A 15,948-nucleotide genomic window follows, 5' to 3' on the forward strand; every position below is an offset into this window, starting at 1 on the left:
TTTAATATTGATATTAATCAAATTTAACGGGAGACAAAGTAAAGCTGTATTGATAATGTCCTGGGAATATTTTGTATTTATCAATAGGTGCAGCTTTAGGACTCCATGAATCAGTACCACCCACACCAGCTTGAATTAAATCAATATTAACTGTGTAAGCACCTTGCTTAACTAATTCATTGGTATGTGTACTGTTTTCTAAATTTTGTGCCGACCAAGGCCAAACCGACATGCTTAATGGCTGTTCACCATTGATCACCAAACCATGACCACGTGCATCCATTAAATCTAACCAATCAATATCAGTATGGTTACCGTTTTCCTGAGGACGGACATAGTTATGTACAAACTGCTCTACTTGGCCTGAATATACACCCATTTCAGCGCCTTGGTTTCTGTCTATATAATTTTCAAATGGCCCTTTACCTAAGAAGCTCATGTTGATTAGCTTTTTGCTCACATTGGTCGTCATCCCAATACGTAAAATAGATGGAAGTGATTCATCAGCGGTAAAATCAAAATCCACTTTCACATCGCCGTTACCAGAAATTAAATAACTCAGCGTTAAATCAACTTTACCTTTATCTTGTAATTGAGCCACTATTTTTACTTGCTGCTCTGACGTGTGATTAACCTCAAAATTAACCAGAGATAATTTTTGTGGCGCATCTTTCCAATAAGCTAAGGTTTTAGCGGTTTGCCAACCTAATCTGTCGTTATCTGTTTCTGGTCGCCAAAAGTTAGGTGTAAGTGCCGATTCAACCAAAACTTGGTTTTTACCCGAAGCACGGCTGGTGTATTGTGTTAAATAACCGGTTTTTGGATCAAAGCTAGCACTAAAATTATCATTTTTAACCGTTACTTTGGTTGAGCTCTTTTCCAACTGAACGCTAGGGTAATCAGCTTTCGGTTGTGATTTAGCTTGATAAAAAGGCAATTCAAATTGCGCTTTGGCTAACTCAAATCCAGCTTTTGCCCATAACTCGTCTTTGCGGGTATGTAAGCTTAACCGTAACCAATACTTAGCACCGGCTTTTAAGCTGGGTTTAGTAAAGTTAACTTTAACCGTCTTTTCAGCTTGTGGTGCAATATCAACCTGCGCTAACTCGCCTTGTTCAATTAATTTACCATCTTCGCTTAATGACCAGCGGATATCATATTTATTTAAGTTAACAAAAAAGTTTCGGTTTTTAATGTTAACTTTGCCTTGAGCTAAGTCTACCGCAGTCACTTTAATAGGCTGGAATACATATTTAGCTTCTTCAATTGGCGGTTTTGGATTGCGATAAGAATCAATAATCCCGTTAATACAGAAATTTGAATCATTTGGTTTATCACCAAAATCACCACCGTAAGCTAAAAAGGTATTGCCTTGTGCATCTTGTTTTTCTAACCCTTGGTCAATCCAATCCCAGATATAACCACCAATTAAATTATCATGTGCCCAAACCATATCCCAGTATTCAGCTAAATGGCCGACTGAGTTACCCATAGCATGTGCGTATTCACACATTAAGATAGGACGATCAATATAAGGGCTATCAGCTAAGCCTTTTAAATCTTCTAAATTAGGATACATTCGGCTGATCACATCAACAAAAGGCGGATCGGTCGGGTTAGCTAAAGGTGTATGGCGCTCTTCGGCGCTATTCCATAAATCCACTAAAGGACTATATTTTGGATGATTTGGATCGCCTTGTGCGCCTTCGTAATGAATAAAACGAGTTGGGTCAAAATCTTTCACCCAGCCTGCTGCGGCTGCAAAGCCAGGACCTGTGCCTGATTCATTACCAAATGACCAAGAGATAATAGAAGGATGATTTTTATCACGCTCAACCATATTGGCTACACGCTGCACAATTGAATTTGTCCACTGTGGTAAATTGGCCAATTTGCCGCCCACACCATGGCTTTCAATATTGGCTTCATCCATCACATAAATACCATACTGATCGGCTAACTGATAAACATATGGGTCGTTTGGATAATGCGCCGTTCTAATTGAATTAAAGTTAAACGTTTTTAATAGCTCAAAATCACGACGAATATCTGCTCGGTTTAATGCTTTACCTTTAGTGACATGATGATCATGACGGTTAACACCAATCAGTTTAATACTTTGCCCATTAATCAGTAACTGGCCTTTATCGTTAATTTTAACGTCTCTAAAGCCCACTTTCACACTGCGAGCTTCAACTAATTGCTCTTGTTTATTTTTTAACGACAACGTTAGGGTATATAAATAAGGCGTTTCAGAAGTCCAAAGTTTTGGATTATCTATTTGAGCTTCTAATACCTCAAACTTAAATGTATCTCGCTGAGGATAAACCACTGGACTTAATTGGGTGGCTTCAATATCAAGCTCACTGTCTAAAACGGGTTTATCATTGGCATCGTATAATTGCGCAGATAAACTCCAACCTTCAATATTTTGTTTATTTAAATTAGTTAATTCTGGATTAACCTGCAATTTAGCTTTACTGTAATTGTCAGTTAATACCGTACGTACCGCAAAGTCATTAATCGCCACTTTAGGCTGCGCTAATAATAAAACTTCACGCTGAATACCGCCTAAACGCCAATGGTCCTGATCTTCTAAATAACTGCCATCGCTCCAACGGAAAACTTGCACAGCAATGTCGTTTTTACCTTTTTTAACATAGTCTGTTATATCAAATTCAGCTGGTAATGCACTATCTTGGCTATAACCTACTTTTTCACCATTCACCCATAAATAAAAGGCTGAGGCGACGCCACCAAAATGCAATACTACTTGCTTATTAGCCCAATCTGCTGGCAATTCAAAACTTTTTAAATAAGAGCCAACCGCATTTTCACGATCGATTTTTGGTAAGTTAACAGGAAACGGATAGGTAGAATTGGTATAAATTGGCTGGCCATAACCTTCTAATTCCCAATTTGAAGGAACTGTAATATTATCCCAGTCTTGGCTATTAAAATCAGACTGATAAAAGTCCAGCGGTCGGTTAGCTGAATCAGCTACAAAGTGAAATTTCCACTGACCATTTAACGATAAAAAATTCGCTTGATCGCGATCGCCTTTTAAAGCTGATGCTTCACTGGTAAATGAATAAGCCGTTGCTCTGGCAGGCATTTTGTTAATTTGAATAACATCGGGATTTTCCCAATCGTTAATTTCACTCGCTTTTTGTGCAAAAGCATTGTGACTAAACGCCCCCAACAATAAAAGAGACGAAACAGCAAATTTTCGTGTTAGCTTCTGTGCTAACGGCAATCTTACTTGAATCATAATTTTTATAACCAATTTAATTAAAAAATAAAATTTAAGCTGTTATGGCTTAACCGGTTGATAAGTTCTTACCCAATCAACACGCATGACATTCTTGTGCGGATCATTTAAATTTTCTACTTTAGGCAAACCTATATTTGGTACACCCGCACTAGCCCACGGAAATACTTCAGTATCAAAAATCATTTTAAGAGGCTCTGAAAAAGGCACTCTGGGCTTAATTTCCATTACTTTTTTATCGTTGTGATAAAACCAAAGCGTGTTCGGATCTTTCCACCAAAATCCATACACGTGAAATTCATCACGGCCACGAGTTGACATTTTATATTCGTTGGCTAAAGGTTTTCGGCCTTTAGCTGGACCATAATAATGTGTATTTGCGTGGTATTGATATGGTAAATCAGCTTGACGGGATTCAACTGAAGGATTACCTATATGTTCTATAACATCGATTTCTGAGTATTGACCTACTCTAAACCAAAACGAAGATGTCATAGATAATGAAGACGCTTTTATTCTGGCTTCATAATAATAACCGGGTTTAGCTTGCTTTTTTTTGCTTACACAAGCAGCAGAATTAACCCAAATATCCTGATATGGATCATTCACTTTTGAAGGCAATGTTTTTAGCGTAGAACGTAATAACAATTGCCCGTCCTGAACATAGCAATTACCTTTTTTAAATGCAGATGGCGCTCTACCTGACCAATGAGGATGATAATCGTCCCATTTTTGTGTATCTAAAACGGTCTGATTAAATTCATCCGTTAATTCATCAACGACTTGCCATTGCTTGCTTTCAGTCAATTGAGGTGGTGCAGCTATAACTGCAACACTCGTACTACTTAATAGCAGCAATAAATAAACGCAAAACAACTTATGGCCTTGCTGAAAACAATTCGTTATATTTTTTAACACATCAGCCTCATGAAATAACCTTAATAATCAATTATTTACTCTATATGTTAAGTAAAAAATCCAAATTGATTACAAATAATAGGTAAATCATACAACAAAAAACCAAATAATCATATTTAAAATTTATAATTCAGATACAATTTTATATCGCTAAATTGATAATATCAGAAATTCGATAACATCAGATGCCCTTGTTAGGATAATAAAAAAGTTTAGCTTTTATAAACAAAACAAAGTTTTCACTTGCAAATCGCTATATTTATTTACATAATTGCAAACTAACATTAAACACAAACTAACTCTCCAATAGAGGAATCAGACATGAAAAGCTCAATTTCTCAGCTTATTTCCTTCGTTAAATACTTATCAGCACTTAGCTTATTAAGTCTCTCCTACTTTGCATCGGCGGCAGACCCCGTATCTACCTATATCCATCAAGGCAAAGCGGTTTCTCCCTGGAAATTACAAGTTGGCAATGGGCTTAACTGGAGCATTCCAGTTAAAAACCAAACCGGTGAAACTGAACGCGCAAATTTAACGGTAAAACCAGCTAAAAAATCGACCAAAGGAGATGCATTGAACGTAAAATGGCTTGGTCGTGAAGTCAAAAATCAATGGGGTGGTAACCTTTTAAACGACTCAAGTTTAACCATAAATAAAAACAAAGTGGACATCTCTAGCGTTGAAGATTTAGCTGCTATTAACTTTGATATGAGGGTATTACGCAAACCCAATAAAGTGACCAGCTTAACACTTCGTTGCAAGTATACGAATAAGTGTGAGGGTAAAATTGTACTTAATAAATTATTAGATCAAATGCCTGAAGATGAATGGAGCCAATTAACGCTACCTTTAAATTGCTTTAATCCTGATGGCGAGTTTGACTTTAGCCAGCTAACAGACATTATAATAAGCACCCAAGGCAAGTTAGAATTTGACTTAGCACGTGTCGACTTAGTAGCGTTACCTAAAGGTCATAAAGGCTGTAAAAAATAATAAAACACAAACAAAGTTAAACTTTAGCCAGTTTTATATTACAAGACATCTCCACCAAAGAATCAACTAATATACTGCTGGCTTTTTCTTTTATTAACAGGACGAAAAAATGAAGCCCTACATTAATACCGCTGTTGCTATGTTAAGCGGTTTGTTATTACTAAGCGCATGTTCGCAAAATACCAACACCCCAACGCCTGATAACAAACACAACAAAATCAATGCGTTAATTATAGACGGTCAAAATAACCACGGTAACTGGCCAAAGTCCAGCGTGATGATGCAAACTAATTTAGAGCAAACGGGTTTATTTAATGTTGATATTAAACGAACTCAGTTTACTTGGAAGGGTGAGAATTTAATTAAAAAATTTCCGATAGATGGGCCTAAAACCACTGCGTTAGAACAACCTAAAACAGACCCTAATTTTATTCCTAATTTTAAAGATTATGATGTCGTCATCTCAAATTTCGGCTGGAAAGCGGCAGATTTACCTAAACAAACAGAAACCGCTTTAGCTGATTTTATTGAAAATGGCGGTGGTTTAGTCGTGGTTCATGCCGCTGATAATAGCTGGCCTAAATGGAAAGCTTTTAACAAAATGATAGGTTTAGGTGGCTGGGGTGGCCGCAATGAAAAAGATGGACCTTGGGTTTATTACGACAAAAACGATAAACTCATTCGAAATACGCAGCCCGGACATGGCGGCGGGCATGGTCCACAACGCGAATTTTCAATTAAAGTAAGGGAACCTAACCACCCTATTACTCAAGGCCTGCCTCCTGTATTTATGCATGCAAAAGATGAGCTGTATGAAAAATTACGAGGGCCAGCTGAAAATATGACAATTTTAGCAACGGCATTTTCAAATGAAAACCCACAAGCCAACGGGCGCCACGAGCCAGTCGTTATGGTCATTAATTATGGCAAAGGTCGAATTTTTCACACCACACTGGGTCATGGAGATCCAGCTCATGAATCCGTTAGCTTAATCACGCTAATTCAACGCGGAACTGAGTGGGCAGCAACCGGTAAAGTGAGTCAAGCAGTACCAGCTGATTTTCCAACTGCTGAGCAAAGCCAACGCCGGCCTTTTAGCCTGTAACCAATAATCTATCATTTAAATAGGTTGGATTATTGACGTTTAGTAAGCCCCAAAAGGCTTCTTTAATTTTGAATTTTTTCTGTACCACTACACCTAAGAGAGGTAGTGGTATGGCAAAAAGCAAAATTTTTATCGCTCATTTATGTAGCGCACTACACGTCAATCGCTCTGCCTTGTATGAAAACCATACATACTGCTGCAAAAATGAACGTGAAAGGCCAACAAACCCTAGTTTAGAATTATTATTTAAATACATTATAAAAAGATGTAAAATCAAAAATATTACTTACTTATACTTAAAATTTTTGTAACCTTGGTGCCTAGAAAATATGGAATCTAAAAATAAAAAATACTCAGCTCCAGCGCTTGAAAAAGGAATAGACATACTTGAACTCTTGTCTAAAGACTCGTTTGCACTGAATACTGCGACCATTGCTGACAGATTAGGCCGCTCCAGTGCCGAAATTTATCGCATGTTATTGGTTTTGGAACAACGCGGATTTATTAGTAAAGACGAAGAAGATGAAGGCTACAGAGTTACTCGTAAATTGTTACAACTTGGCAGTGAACAAGAACCAATTAAAGACATTATGGAATACTCAATTCCTGTCATGCGAGCTTTAGCTGGTAAAACCACGATGTCATGTCATATCGCGGTTGATTCAAATGATAAAATAGTCGTTATTAACCGTATAGAAGCCGCGGCTACACTGTCTTATTCTGTTCGAATTGGCTTTACTAAACCGATTATTGAAACCGCATCAGGCCGAGTATTATTTGCATTTCAGCCACCAGAAACCAGAGAACGGTGGATAAAAATGCTGCAAAACCATCATCCTGAATCTCAAATTAAAGATTTTGTAGCCGATTGTAAAAAGGTTGCAAAACAAGGCCATGTATTATCACCCAGCCCCTTTGTTGTGGGTGTGACTGATTTATCAGTCCCTATTATGGACGGCGATCATGCAATTGCTACTATCAACGTACCTTATTTACAACGTAAACCTGAAGAAATAACCGTTGAAGAGACACTCAAACTATTAAAAGAAGCGGCTGAAAATATTTCAAGCGCTATTACTTATGGCATTGTAAAGCCTTTATAGTTGCATAAAAAATCATCGAAAATTAAAAAAGCACTCTCGTTGAAGTGCTTTTTTATTTATTATAAATAAAATTAACTTATTATTTTTTATCGATAAACTTAACTTTATATTGGCCTAATTGCTCGTATTCGATCTCAGCGTCACCAAATTCAAATTCAACAATGCCCGCAAACGACCCTGTAATAATCGCTTGTCCTTTTTTCAATTCAAAACCTTGTTCTGTCGCATAATTAATAAACCATGTCAGCGGAGCAATCGCTTTTTGATTAGGGTGCTTACCGTGAAATTCACGCGTTTCGCCATTTTGCTTCACTTTAATTTGCACATCAGTACTTGAAAAAATCGCATTTTTATCTAACTTAGGACCAAGATATAAACCTTGATTGGTTAAACCATCTGCTAATTTTTCATAAAATACTGGCGTTGTATTTTTTGCATAACGATTTTGCATTAATTCAAGAGCCATATGGCAGCTTTCAATGGCATCAGCGATGTCTTCATCTGAATACCCCCCTACTTTAGCGGGTAGATCGTTAGCCAATACAAATGCAATTTCTGGTTCTACCCTTGCTTTATCATTATCAGCCATCAATTCACATGTTTGACCTGTATTAAGAGTATTAGCAAAAATAGGAGACATCACAATTTGGTCATCTGCCGGAGGCAACAAGCATTTCCACCCAGCAACTGCATGGCTATGCTGTTCAATAAGTGCTTTTTGCACAGCCAATGCAGAATCTATATTGTAAGGCCTTACAGATTCAGGTAAGCAATCAAATTGCGCATTTTTTTGCCTGCGAGATAATAAAATTTCAGCAGTTTGTTGAGGATCAATTGTAATATTCTGTGTCATCATTTTTAAAGTAACTCTGTATTGTATTGTTAGTTATATTTACCCCACTATAAAAGTTTAATCGCCCGAGTCAATCTAATAACAGATTATCCGGATTCTAGATGTATACAAATTAAATTAAAAACTTGTCATTAATTTTCAAATTTAAGAAAATTTAATTTAACAACAAATTAACTTTAATGTATCATTAATATTTTATAAATATTGCTGCCGATAAATTAAGGGTTTTGGATAATGAGTTTAAAAGGTTTTTTGCTATGCAGCATCATCGCTGCTGGTATTATCACAGGATGCGGTAAACTCACGGCTAGTCATTACAACCAAATAAAAGCCGGAATGGATTACAATGAAATCAATACCATTTTAGGTGTGCCGGATATGTGCGCTAATGAATCCAAAATAAAACAATGCCGCTGGGGAAGCAAAAGTGAAAACATAAAAGTCACTTTTATTAATAATACAGCGACCTCAATCGCTCAAAACAACCTTAAATAATTGGATAAAATAAATTTTTTCGCACAAAAAATTTATAAACTACAAGGCATTAATGTAGCGGGTTGATATACAACCCACTACTTTTGATGATACTTATGCAGCATTCAAAACTTATCAATAAAACGTCCATACCCAAAAGCCAACTTGTCGTAACTAGCTGGTTTCTTTAATTCAGTTTAATAAGTCGAATTAAGCGTGTAATAAACTTTGCTAGACGACGCTTTTCGTTTTGATTGGCTTTGTAAAGCAGAAAAATCTATCGCAACAACGTTGCCGGCCTCTAACGGCATAGTGAGTATGATCTCTTTTTTATCTTTCGACAATTCAACCGAGGTAATATTAATATTTTTCAGGTTTACTTTATCTGAACCATATTTTTTATGATAATGATAGTGCCATTGCTGCGCTTTAAAGCTCTCTGTTGTGACTGAGCTTGCATCAAGCGCTTCTGTAAAAGAAATTTTAAACCCTGTCTTAGTTAAACTAATATCTAATAATTCAAAAGGATTAGTACCATCCCAAACGACTTTTTGTAGACCAAAGGGTTTACCGCCATCTGACCCCCAACCCCGAGCTGTTTGACCTACCCAAAGCTCACCGTTTTTATCAAATTCGGCACGAATGTTTCCGCTTTGAAACCCATTCATAAAATTGATCGCCGCACCTTGATATTTACCATTCACTTTTTCTAATAACACACGGAAAATACTCGACATAGTGAGATCAGGCATAAACATTTGCCCTTTAAATGGACCAAATTTCCCTTCGGTTAAGTCCCATTCAGGATTACCTGGCGATTTAGAAATTTCACCATGTGGCAACTGAACAATAGGCAACTCCCGCATTTTATCTAAATCTTCTACTGTGTATTTTTCTTCCCAGCGTCTTGGTACATCAGGCAGGCTCACTAACGAACTTGGTTCACCGTAAAACTTGCCTTCTTCTAACAAATGGATTTTAGATGTTCCTACCCAAGCACCTTGATTGTCAGAATAAAAAATTTCTCCTTCAGGGCTAACCCCTATTCCTGCTGGCGAACGAAGTCCCCACGAATAGGGTGTAAATTCACCTTCAGGACTGACCTTATAAGCGAAGCCACGATAACCACCCCAGCCGCCTTGAAAACCAATATTTAACGTACCATGTAAATACCCTTTTTTATCTTTAACTGGTCCAAAGTTAAACTCGTGATAATCGTTATGAAATTCCCAGCCACTGGCTACGTGGATGTAATCTTCAGCAACCCCATCATGGTCAATATCAACTAATCGGGTGAGCTGAGGTTTGTTGGCGACTAAAATAGTACCATCATCATCAACCAATAAGCCGGTAGGTTCGTGTAACCCAGATGCAAATTGACTCCATTGTTTTCCTTTTAAAGTCCAAACGTCACCAAAACGGGTAGCAAAATATAACGTACCATCTTTATCTGAATCTAAACCTGTAACGTGAAACAAGACATCTTGAGGTGTTTCGATCGTCTGTAAATGATAGCCGTCTGGCTTATACACTTGTTTTGCCATTGCTGGCTGAATAGTTAAGCAAGAGGCAAATATTAAACCAGCAGCAATTTTTAGTTTTTTATTTAACATTATTTATCTCCTTTCCAAGCTAACTCAAGCGCGAACTTAGCGTGCTGTTTAATATCAACAACCCATTGTTTATCTGTTATTTTTCCTACGTCTGCCGTAATAATAACTTTGTCAGACACAGGTAACTTGAAGGCTAAGTTGCCTTGTTTTTTAGGATTTTCTAATATTTGATATACAAAACGAATTTTGTTCTTCGCACTCGTATCAGCTTGTACCGATAGCACAATACCATTAACAGAAAATTGGAACTCTGGCGAACCATCAATACGGTATTTAATAAACTCACAAACTTGCTCTTTAGCGATATCTGGGACAATTTGCGCTGGAAAGTGATATAGCCAATCACCTAGTGGAATACTGCCGTCTTTACCTCGACCACCAATATTGGGGCCTACATTTAATAAATCACCTTGCCATAAACCATTAATGGCACAACTACGACTATTAAAAGCATAGTTAACTTTTTCTGGAGCACCGACCGCGATAGAGTACGGCGGTAATTTAATAATTTTCTTCTGTTGAACAACGTATTTATTGGCAGCTTTTACTTCGTAACTCGTATTTTTACTTTCTTTACGGGCTCGAGTTGAAACAGGAAATAGTTTGATGGTGTTGTCTGCATTAACCACGTACAACAGAATGTTACGGGCCCCCTTCCATTTAATACCCGATTTACCGGTCACATAAGTAAATTTAAGATGTTGCTTGCCTGGTTTTAACAACCAGTGTTTTTCCCAAACAGAACCACTTGCATCTTTAGCCGTTTCACCATCAATTTCTAAATCAATAATAAAATCTTTTACACCAAAGGCATGTAAATAAACTTCTTGGTCGGTGGGCGCATGAAAGTCTCCCTCAAATACAATTGCGTAATGAGGTATTTCAGGTAATTCAAAATCAGGAAAATTATGCTTAATTCGTTCTGATTTCACTTTATCGGACTCATCAAATGTTAGGTCATCAACGCCATCTTGTTGGTAAAGTGTATAGGTTAAGTTTTCAAAACCTTCACGCTTCGAAAGTATATAAGCAATTAATGCATGCTGATCTTCTGCGCCAATAACCGACCCAAAACCAGGCATTTTTGAAAAGCCGTTTTGCATATTTTTAAGGATTTGTGCAGGTTCTGAACCATGTAACCATTCTGCATCTTTAAGATTAACACCCGCTGCACCAGATAAATCTTTTTTATGGCAGCCAGCACAAAAAACATTAAACGTTTCCTCACCTTTATTAATCACTTCCGTATTCTGACTTAAAGACAATAACTGCTCATTTACGTCATTAGCCTGAGCGGGTAATGCCGTCATTAACAAAATAAAGAAATAATATCGAAAACAAGATTGCGACATAAAGCCCCCAAATAGTTATATTGCTGACAACAATATAAAAAATTAACACCAACAAACATGTAAACACATAATAACAAATTCACATGTAAATCGCATCATTTATTTACAAAGCAGCATAAATAACAATAGCCAAATCTTTCGTATTTATCCTGGTGTCTACACTGCTTCGTATTTAAAACACTCTATCCATAAATTTGAGTTTTAATATAAGCAGGTACCTCAGTAATTTATTGATGTTTACATGGTAATTTTAAAAAACTTGTCCATAATAGTCGGATATTTTATATTGATTGTTGCAAACCAAATACTGAGGAAATCATGTCTGAACAAACCTTTATCAAGGGCAAAGACTCGGCGCTTGAAACATCTATTGAAACCATGCAAAGCAAACTAAAATCTTTTGGTTTTGAAGTTGAAGAAGCCTCTTGGCTAAACCCAGTTGCAAACTGCTACTCGGTTCATATTAAAGATCCAACTTGTGGTTTAATGTTTACCAACGGTAAAGGCGCAACAGACAAAGCTTGCTTAGCCAGCGCGCTGGGTGAATATTTTGAGCGTTTAAGTTGTAATTATTTTTTTGCTGACTTTTATTTAGGCAAAGAAATCAGCGAATCAGAATTTGTCCACTACCCAAACGAAAAATGGTTTGAACATGACGGCGAGCATATGCCAGCCGGTTTAATGGATGAAAGTCTTTGGGACTATTTTGATCCAAATCGCGAATTAACACCGGATCAAATTTTTGATTGGAATTCAGGCGTTGGTGAACGAGGAATTTGCGCAGCGCCTTATCACAGGGTGCGTGACGGTAAAGACATTTATATTCCTATTAATGTCATTGCTAATATTTTTGTGAGCAATGGTATGTCTGCTGGTAATACCCAAAACGAAGCTAGAGTGCAGGGCTTATCTGAAGTATTTGAACGTTACGTTAAAAACAAAATTATTGCAGAAGGCATTTGCTTACCGGAAGTACCGGCTGAGGTAGTCGCCCGCTTTCCAAAAATTGAAGCCGCTTGTAAAGCGCTCGAAGGACATGGTTTTCACCTTAGAATTGCGGATGCATCATTAGGTGGTCGTTATCCGGTAATGAGCGTTACCTTAATCAATCCAACCGATGGTAGTGTATTTGCCTCTTTTGGCGCACATCCCAGTTTTGAAGTTGCGCTTGAGCGTACGGTAACCGAATTATTACAAGGGCGCAGTTTAGATCAACTAGATGTATTTCAACCCGCTTGTTTTGATGAAGCAGAAATTGCCTCGCCTCATAATATTGAACTTCACTTTATTGACTCAAGTGGCGTTATCTCATACGACTTTTTTAAAGACCAAGCAGATTACCAATTTGCAGATTGGGACTTTGACTCTGACACAGCGACTGAATACGACACACTAGTTAATTTAATTCACGATATGGGGTTTGATATTTATATATCAGATTACCGTCATTTAGATGTTTACGCTTGCCGAATTTTAGTGCCAGGTATGTCAGACATTTATCCGGTTGATGAATTATTGTGGAACAATAACAACGACGGTGCTTTATTTAGAGAAGCGTTTTTAACTTTGTCTGAATTATCAAATGATGAATTAGCTCAAGTATTTGAAGGGTTAGAAGAAGGTGGTTATAACGATGCACTGGCAGCAGCTGAGTTTATTGGTTTAGCACCCGATGCTGGCACTTTATGGGCCGATATGCGCTTAGGCGAATTAAAAGCATTAATTGCCCTAGCAATGCAAGATGAGCGAGCGCTTGATTGGGTTAGCTGGTGTTTACATTTAGATCAATCAAAACCAGATTATGTCCGTAAATACCGCTGTATTCAGGCTTTATTAGAAATAAAATGGGATGAGTCTAAGGAATATGCACCCTACTTAAAATCGCTGGGCTTAATGTACGGTGATGATTTAGTTAAATTGTGCCTTGATATGGTGGAAGCTAAAGTGGTATTCCATGGCTTACACTGCCCTGGGTTAAATCTCGAAGGCTTTAATACACACCAAAAATTATTAGCTGGCTATAAAAAATTACAAGCGGCTAAAACCACAAATTGGTCATAACGCTTTTTACTAATTAACCTTGTCTAATATAGCGTTATTTTATATAGCGTTATTTTATATAGCGTAAGCCAGCTTTAAGCTCACTGATTATTCACTATTTTTAGTCAATATCCAGTGAGCTTTTTATTTTTTAATCAGGAGAAAATAATGATTTTAGCTATGTTTAGCATGGTATTGTTAACCTTTGTGGTAGGCTTTTATACTTTTTATGTGCGAGTCAACAGTGTTAAAAAAGGGCTATTAAAACCCCGTTATTTTTTACTGATGCAAGATAACGAACCGCCCGAAAACGTGATTAAAACATCCCGCAATTTCAGCAACCAGTTTGAAATGCCTATGCTGTTTTATGTCATTTCAACGTTAATCCTAGTCACTCAAACTGTAACAGAATTCACTATAACCTTAGCTTGGCTTTTCGTTATTTTTAGATCTATTCATGCTTGGATTCATTTAACTTATAACCATTTATTACATCGAATTATTGCTTTTTGGCTAGCCAATATTGTGGTTCTGGCGATGTGGATTGATTTGCTGATTCGATATTATTTTACCAAATAATTCAATTCGGTTTTTGCTAGTGATAACAAAAACCGACTTAATCTAGTTTAATTTAAGGTAGGCTTGATGTTTAGGGATACGCTTTACTTCTTGTGATATCGCATATTTTACGTTATCAAAGAACAACTTGGCCTGTTCTACACTGGGCGTATTAGCTGATTGAATCAAACCATCAAATTGACCCGGTGTCGCCTTAATATATCCTTGACCCACTAGCAATTGTAGCCAACTACCGTAACTGAACAAGGCATCTTTTTTAAGGCTTATTTTACCTGTTGCGCTAAACTCAGCCAATTTTTGCTGTAATGATTCAGGAATAGGCATATTTTTACAATAACGCCAAAACTGAGAATCTTGGCGTTCAGTGATATGATAATGCGCCACTAAAAAATCTCTGATATCAAGAGCATCTTGCTTAAAAGCCAAATTAAATTGTTGCGCTTCTTCTTGCATATACACACCGTGTAACAGCGAATTTTTTAGTTTTACTGCGTATTTATGAATTAAGTGAATGCTGGTTGACTCAAGCGGCTCTAAAAATCCACTTGAGAGGCCGATTGCGATACAATTATTAAACCAAGGTGTTTGCAAACAGCCTGTTTCAAATCTTAACTGTTTGGGCTCAGTGATTGTTTTGCTCTCTAATGCTTGGGTTAATTCCGATAAAGCTTGATCGTCACTCAAAAACTGGCTTGAATAAACATAACCATTACCCATTCTGCTTCGCAAAGGTATTTGCCAGCGCCACCCTGAGCTCATCGCAATTGATTTGGTATAAGGTGCAATATCCGCTAGGTTTTCTGTTTGTACGGCAATAGCTCTGTCGCAAGGCAAATAGGCTTGCCAGTTGTCAAACTCAATCGCTAAAGCCTGTTTACTTAATAAGCCTTTCGCGCCTGAGCAGTCCACAAAATAATCAGCTTTAACCTCAATGCCAGAGTCGAGCATCACAGACTCTATTTGTTTACCCGCTTTAACCTGAACGCTTTCAACATTAGCTTGAATATGCTTCACGCCCAATTTTTTGCTGTATTGCTTTAAATAATTCGCCAATAAACCCGCATCAAACTGAAATGCATAAAATAAATTAGATAACGGAAAAAATGCATTCGGATTTGAACTGTCAGGAATAGGTAAAGCAGGACAAAATCGGTTTTGATAAGCGGCAACTGCAGAGGGAATAAAATCAGTTAAATTTTTAATGTTTAACTTATTGGCATAAGCCAACCAGAGATCGCTAAAAGCAATATCTTGATAATCTGTACCTAACACCCCAAAAGCATGCATATAGCTTTCACTTGGTTTTGACCAGTTTTCAAAGTGAATGCCGTATTTATAAGTGCCTTCTATGTGAGCTAAGAATTCAGCTTCGTCTAATTCAAGGTACTTAAGTAGCTGAATAATAGGTGGAATAGTGGCTTCACCCACTCCAACAGTTGGAATATTTGGCGACTCAATGAGTTTAATTTCAAACGCATCGCCCGGTAAACCTTTAGCTAAAACTGCAGCACTTATCCAGCCAGCAGTCCCGCCACCCACAATTGTAATAGTTTGCATATTATTTTATTTCGGACTGTTATTGAGATGACTTAAGCTTATCTTGTTTTATATATAAATACAAAAAAGCCCATGTAAAAACATGGG

Annotated in this window: 12 protein-coding genes; 6 read left to right on the forward strand and 6 right to left on the reverse strand. The window is 37.2% G+C overall.

The annotated features are described in order from the left end of the window. Positions 1–13 precede the first annotated feature (13 nt). Both OLW01_RS17610 and OLW01_RS17615 read right to left on the reverse strand, forming a co-directional pair. The gene (locus OLW01_RS17610; protein ID WP_268076815.1) at positions 14–3,271 is read right to left on the reverse strand and encodes a glycoside hydrolase family 2 TIM barrel-domain containing protein; all 3,258 of its coding nucleotides are present in this window, start codon (positions 3,269–3,271) and stop codon (positions 14–16) included. A 42-nt stretch (positions 3,272–3,313) separates the two neighbouring features. Continuing rightward, a complete protein-coding gene (locus OLW01_RS17615; RefSeq protein ID WP_268076816.1) occupies positions 3,314–4,189 on the reverse strand; it encodes a family 16 glycosylhydrolase in 876 nt (291 codons plus the stop codon). 321 nt (positions 4,190–4,510) lie between these two features. On the opposite strand from OLW01_RS17615, the gene OLW01_RS17620 reads away from it, so the two are divergent. The 3 genes from OLW01_RS17620 (at position 4,511) to OLW01_RS17630 (ending at position 7,393) form a co-directional block, all read left to right on the forward strand. Next, the gene (locus OLW01_RS17620; RefSeq protein WP_268076817.1) at positions 4,511–5,185 is read left to right on the forward strand and encodes a putative glycoside hydrolase; all 675 of its coding nucleotides are present in this window, start codon (positions 4,511–4,513) and stop codon (positions 5,183–5,185) included. A 109-nt stretch (positions 5,186–5,294) separates the two neighbouring features. After that, positions 5,295–6,290 (forward strand): ThuA domain-containing protein, encoded by a 996-nt coding sequence (locus OLW01_RS17625; protein ID WP_268076818.1) that lies wholly within the window; start codon positions 5,295–5,297, stop codon positions 6,288–6,290. Positions 6,291–6,619: 329 nt separating this feature from the next. Then, positions 6,620–7,393: an IclR family transcriptional regulator gene (locus OLW01_RS17630; RefSeq protein WP_268076819.1), complete on the forward strand. Its 774-nt coding sequence runs from the start codon at positions 6,620–6,622 to the stop codon at positions 7,391–7,393. A gap of 79 nt (positions 7,394–7,472) precedes the next feature. On the opposite strand, the gene OLW01_RS17635 is transcribed toward OLW01_RS17630, so the two are convergent. Next, positions 7,473–8,249: a fumarylacetoacetate hydrolase family protein gene (locus OLW01_RS17635; protein ID WP_268076820.1), complete on the reverse strand. Its 777-nt coding sequence runs from the start codon at positions 8,247–8,249 to the stop codon at positions 7,473–7,475. Between the two features lie 231 nt (positions 8,250–8,480). On the opposite strand from OLW01_RS17635, the gene OLW01_RS17640 reads away from it, so the two are divergent. Further along, positions 8,481–8,741: a DUF3862 domain-containing protein gene (locus OLW01_RS17640; RefSeq protein ID WP_268076821.1), complete on the forward strand. Its 261-nt coding sequence runs from the start codon at positions 8,481–8,483 to the stop codon at positions 8,739–8,741. A gap of 176 nt (positions 8,742–8,917) precedes the next feature. Here OLW01_RS17640 and OLW01_RS17645 read toward each other — a convergent pair whose 3' ends face one another. Both OLW01_RS17645 and OLW01_RS17650 read right to left on the reverse strand, forming a co-directional pair. Then, positions 8,918–10,333 carry a DUF7133 domain-containing protein gene (locus OLW01_RS17645; protein ID WP_268076822.1) on the reverse strand — a complete coding sequence of 472 codons (1,416 nt, stop codon included), beginning with the start codon at positions 10,331–10,333 and terminating at the stop codon, positions 8,918–8,920. Beyond that, entirely contained in the window at positions 10,333–11,685 is a 1,353-nt protein-coding gene (locus tag OLW01_RS17650; protein WP_268076823.1) for a c-type cytochrome, read from the reverse strand. Before OLW01_RS17650 ends, OLW01_RS17645 begins: the two co-directional genes overlap by 1 nt. Before the next feature lie 318 nt (positions 11,686–12,003). Here OLW01_RS17650 and ycaO point away from each other — a divergent pair, with 318 nt between their 5' ends. Together ycaO and OLW01_RS17660 are read left to right on the forward strand one after the other, a co-directional pair. Next, complete coding sequence (gene ycaO, locus OLW01_RS17655; RefSeq protein ID WP_268076824.1) at positions 12,004–13,746, forward strand: 30S ribosomal protein S12 methylthiotransferase accessory factor YcaO; 1,743 nt, start codon at positions 12,004–12,006, stop codon at positions 13,744–13,746. A gap of 147 nt (positions 13,747–13,893) precedes the next feature. Continuing rightward, a complete protein-coding gene (locus OLW01_RS17660) occupies positions 13,894–14,304 on the forward strand; it encodes an MAPEG family protein (protein WP_268076825.1) in 411 nt (136 codons plus the stop codon). Between the two features lie 42 nt (positions 14,305–14,346). On the opposite strand, the gene OLW01_RS17665 is transcribed toward OLW01_RS17660, so the two are convergent. Further along, positions 14,347–15,861, reverse strand: coding sequence for a tryptophan halogenase family protein (locus OLW01_RS17665; protein WP_268076826.1), 1,515 nt, complete (start codon positions 15,859–15,861; stop codon positions 14,347–14,349). Between the last annotated feature and the right edge of the window lie 87 nt (positions 15,862–15,948).

Origin of the sequence: Catenovulum adriaticum (assembly GCF_026725475.1) — a bacterium.
GTDB lineage: Bacteria > Pseudomonadota > Gammaproteobacteria > Enterobacterales > Alteromonadaceae > Catenovulum > Catenovulum adriaticum.